General features: G+C 29.5%; 1 protein-coding gene. It reads left to right on the top strand.

What is annotated here, in order from left to right; translation table 11 throughout:
- A partial coding sequence (locus HUN22_RS17455; RefSeq protein ID WP_174732021.1) for a HEPN domain-containing protein occupies positions 1 to 671 on the top strand: 671 nt, incomplete at its 5' end.
- Positions 672 to 738: the final 67 nt, after the last annotated feature.

The following is a 738-nucleotide window of genomic DNA, read 5'->3' as shown; positions in this document are numbered from 1 at the left end:
CCAAAATACTTAATCGTTTTGAACAATTAATTAGTGAAGCTAGGCAAATAACAACCCAGAAGCAGTCAATAACAATGACGAAAACTGGTAGAACCACGACTAGAGAATATTTTGATGATGTTACTAATGAATTATATTTAGCATGGAAAGTTAAAACTGAAAACTTGTTAAAAATTTCCTGTGGGGAAAATTCAGTTCATTATCAAGTTTTTTTACGTGAAAAAGACAATGGTCTGAATTCACCCTCAAAATTAAGAAGTTCACTTCCTGTGGTGTTGGCTGCTTATGATGATTTAAAGAATGGTTTTTTAACTTCATTTAAACAAATAGTACAAGCCGAGGTTTTTGACAGTGAACTTGATCAAGCTAAAACATTACTTGATAGTGGATATAAAAATGCTGCTGCGGTAATTGCAGGTGTAGTTTTAGAAACAGCAATAAAAGAACTATGCCAAAACAACGGTATTGATTTAGAAAAGAAAAAACTTACGCGATTAAATGATGATTTAGCAAAAGCAGGTGTTTATAATACGCTCCAACAGAAAAAAATTACAGCTTTAGCTGATATTAGAAACAATGCAGCTCATGGTGATTATGAAAAATTTAATAAGGAAAACGTTGAGGATATGATTGAAGAAATTGAGAGATTCTTATTAACGTATTCTTCTTAATTAATTTATTTTATTAAAGAAACCATACTATATTTATAAATGGTTTCTTTAAAATTATATATTATTC

The organism is Acinetobacter lactucae (genome assembly GCF_013344765.1).
In the GTDB taxonomy this organism is placed as follows: domain Bacteria; phylum Pseudomonadota; class Gammaproteobacteria; order Pseudomonadales; family Moraxellaceae; genus Acinetobacter; species Acinetobacter lactucae_A.
This window is presented reverse-complemented; position numbering and strand designations above follow the sequence as displayed.